Annotated in this window: 3 protein-coding genes and 1 pseudogene; 3 read left to right on the top strand and 1 reads right to left on the bottom strand. The window is 61.1% G+C overall.

The features are described 5' to 3' along the window. Nucleotides 1-188: pseudogene (locus JWQ61_RS21150) on the bottom strand (hypothetical protein); the annotation flags it as partial. Nucleotides 189-205: 17 nt separating this feature from the next. Here JWQ61_RS21150 and JWQ61_RS21155 point away from each other — a divergent pair. The 3 genes from JWQ61_RS21155 to JWQ61_RS21165 form a co-directional block, all read left to right on the top strand. Beyond that, nucleotides 206-1,270: a putative 2-aminoethylphosphonate ABC transporter substrate-binding protein gene (locus tag JWQ61_RS21155; RefSeq protein WP_304362256.1), complete on the top strand. Its 1,065-nt coding sequence runs from the start codon at nt 206-208 to the stop codon at nt 1,268-1,270. A 38-nt stretch (nt 1,271-1,308) separates the two neighbouring features. Next, the gene (locus tag JWQ61_RS21160) at nt 1,309-2,436 is read left to right on the top strand and encodes a putative 2-aminoethylphosphonate ABC transporter ATP-binding protein (protein ID WP_304362257.1); all 1,128 of its coding nucleotides are present in this window, start codon (nt 1,309-1,311) and stop codon (nt 2,434-2,436) included. Then, nucleotides 2,433-3,346 (top strand): ABC transporter permease subunit (locus tag JWQ61_RS21165; RefSeq protein WP_304362258.1); only part of this gene is annotated, 914 nt, incomplete at its 3' end. The genes JWQ61_RS21160 and JWQ61_RS21165, both read left to right, overlap by 4 nt.

The raw sequence follows: 3,346 nt of genomic DNA on the forward strand, positions 1-3,346 counted from the left end.
GTGTTCATGGTGCGGTTGGTAGTCATGGCTGATCTTTTTTCGAGTTGGTGATTGCACTTTAATTGAACAACGTGTAGATTGTCAACAAAATACATAAAACATGATGCAATAAAAAGCCGCGGCAAAAGCGGCGAGGCGTAAAAGCTTGACCAGGTTTCAATATCGGCAGCAGTGGAAGATTTGCTCACCATCTGAGGAGATGACAATGAAACAGCAATTTGTACGAATCCTGCGCGCAAGCGCGGCAGCCGGGGCTGCAACGGCCCTGCTAGGCGCAGCCTTTGCCCTGACCGCAGCCAGCAGCCATGCCCAGTCCAGGACTGCGCTGCTGGTATACACCGCGCTGGAAACCGACGCCATGAAACAGTACAAGGACGGTTTCGAAAAAGCCAACCCGACGGTTGAGATCCGCTGGGTGCGCGATTCGACCGGCGTCGTCACCGCCAAATTGCTGGCCGAAAAGAACAATCCGCAAGCCGACGTGGTGGTCGGCCTGGCCGCCACCAGCCTGGCGCTGCTGGGCCAGGAAGGCATGCTGCTGCCGTATGAGCCGAGCGGCATGAAACAGCTCAATCCCGCCTACGTGGACACCGCCCGGCCGCCAACTTGGGTCGGCATGGATGTCTGGGGAGCGACCGTCTGCTTCAATACGATAGAAGCGAAGAAGCTGAACCTGCCCAAGCCCACCAGCTGGGCCGACCTGGCCAAGCCGATCTACAAGGGCCAGATCGTCATGCCCCACCCCGCTTCCAGCGGCACCGGCTATCTCGATGTCACCGCCTGGCTGCAAATGTTCGGCGAAGCCAAGGGCTGGCAATACATGGATGCGCTGCACCAGAACATCGCCCAATACACCCACTCAGGCTCCAAACCCTGCACCATGGCCGGCACCGGCGAATTCCCTATCGGCATTTCATTTGAATTCCGCGGCCACCAGGTTCAACGCAGCGGCGCCCCTGTCGAATTGATTTTTCCGAAAGAAGGCCTAGGCTGGGATGTGGAAGCCAGCGGCATCATGAAGGGCACCAAGAACCTGGAAGCGGCGAAAAAGCTGGTGGACTGGATGAGCAGCAAGGAAGCCAACCAGATCAGCTCCAACTGGTGGGCCATCGTCGCCTATCCAGGCATCTCCAAGAAAGTCGAAGGGATTCCAGACGATTATGAAAAGCTGCTGATCAAGCCCAACGATTTCAACTGGTCCGCCAAGAACCGCGAGCGGATCCTGGCCGAATGGGGCACACGCTACAACTCCAAGGCGGAAAAGAAGTAACGCCGCGCCATTCGTGACTAACCGGGAGAGCAGTCATCATGTCTCAGCAGAATCCTTGTCTGGCGTCCAAGCCTTACCTGACGCTTGAAAACATCTCGAAATCGTTCGGCAGCTTCCATGCGCTGCGCGACATCAACCTGACAGTCGGCGAAGGCGAGTTCGTCTGTTTCCTGGGACCGTCCGGCTGCGGCAAGACTACCTTGCTGCGCATCATCGCCGGCCTCGAAAGCCAGAACCAGGGGCGCATCGTCCAGGGCGGCAAGGATATCTCGTGGCTGGCGCCGATCCAGCGCGACTACGGCATCGTGTTCCAGTCCTATGCGCTGTTTCCCAACCTGACCATCGCCGACAATGTCGCCTACGGCCTGGTGAACCGCCGCCAGAGCCGCAGCGCCACCGCCGAACGGGTGCAGGAACTGCTGACGCTGGCCGGCCTGCCGACCAGCGGCAAGAAATTCCCCGGACAGCTGTCCGGCGGCCAGCAGCAACGAATCGCGCTGGTGCGAGCGCTGGCGACTTCTCCCGGCCTGCTGTTGCTGGACGAACCGCTGTCGGCGCTGGATGCGCTGGAGCGGGTGCGCCTGCGCAGCGAGATCCGCCAGCTGCAACAGCGGCTGGGCGTGACCACCATCATGGTCACCCACGACCAGGAAGAAGCCCTGACCATGGCCGACCGCATCGTGGTGATGAACCACGGCGCCATCGAGCAATGCGGCAGCCCGCAAGACATCTACCTGCAGCCGGGCTCGCCGTTCGTCGCCTCGTTCGTCGGCAAGGTGAACATCTTGCGCGGCGTTTCGCTGGGAGACAGCCGTTTCCGCATCGGCAAGCTGGATTTCCATTGCGAATCGCGGGTCGATCACATTGCCGCCGGACAGCCGGTGAAAGTGTATTTGCGGCCGGAAGATTTTGTGGCGCGCAGCGTCGAGCAGCGCACCCACAACCACGCCATGGCGGAGGTCAAGAAAATTGAATTCCTGGGCGCCTTCAGTTACCTGACGGTCGTGCTGGAAGGCATGGAACAGCAGCCGGTGGTGGCTTCGATGTCGCTCAACCTGCTGAAGGAACTGGGACTGCAGGTCGGCAGCAAACTGCGCTACGGTTTGCTGCCGGAACGCATCCGCGTGTACCAGGACAACGAACAAGCACAGACGGTGGCGGCATGAGCAGGCCGGCCAGCGCACTCGGCATGATGTCGTCGCCGGCCGGCGGCGCCAGGCAGGCGGCGGCCGGCCGCCAGCAGAGCCACTGGCACGAACGCATCGCGCACGGCCTGCTGTTGCTGGTGTGCGCCGGGCTGGCGGTATTCCTGCTGATGCCGGTGCTGATGATCCTGGTGCAGAGCGTGCAGGACAAGGATGGCCTGTTTGTCGGCCTGCGCCAGTTCAGCGAATACATGTCGACCTCGGCATTGCGGCAGTCGGTGCTCAATACCCTGTTCATCGCGGTCTCGGTGACGCTGCTGGTGATCCCGGCGGCCTTCACTTTCGCCTACGCCCTGACGCGCAGCATGATGCCGTTCAAGCGCTTTTTCCGCACCCTGTCGCTGATCCCGATCCTGGCGCCGTCGCTGCTGGCGGCGATCTCGTTTGTGCAATGGTTCGGCACCCAGGGCGCGCTCAAGGGCTTGCTGGGCGGCGCCTCGATCTACGGTCCGATCGGCATCGTCATCAGCGAGTGTTATGCGGTGTTTCCGCATGCGCTGATGATATTGATTACGGCGCTGTCGCTGGCCGACGGCCGCCTGTATGAAGTGGCGGAATCGCTGGGCACCAGCCGCCTGCGCAAATTCTGGACCATCACCGTGCCCGGCGCCAAGTATGGCCTGATTAGCGCGGCGCTGGTGGTGTTCACTTTCACGGTCAACGATTTCGGCGTGCCCAAGGTCATCGGCGGCGATTTCAACGTGCTGGCCATCGATGTTTACCAGCTGGTCATCGGCCAGCAGAATTTCAACAAGGGCGCCGTGGTCAGCCTGCTGCTGCTGTTGCCGGCGCTGATGGCGTTCGCCATCGACTTCACCATACGGCGCAAGCTGCAATCGCAGCTGTCGGCGCGCGCGGTGCCGTTCGTACC

It is taken from the genome of Collimonas fungivorans, assembly GCF_028292705.1.
GTDB classification, from domain to species: domain Bacteria; phylum Pseudomonadota; class Gammaproteobacteria; order Burkholderiales; family Burkholderiaceae_D; genus Collimonas; species Collimonas fungivorans_B.

Coding starts and splice junctions, on each gene's coding strand:
- JWQ61_RS21155 (WP_304362256.1), top strand. CDS start 206: ATGAAACAGCAATTTGTACGAATCCTGCGCGCAAGCGCGGCAGCCGGG.
- JWQ61_RS21160 (WP_304362257.1), top strand. CDS start 1,309: ATGTCTCAGCAGAATCCTTGTCTGGCGTCCAAGCCTTACCTGACGCTT.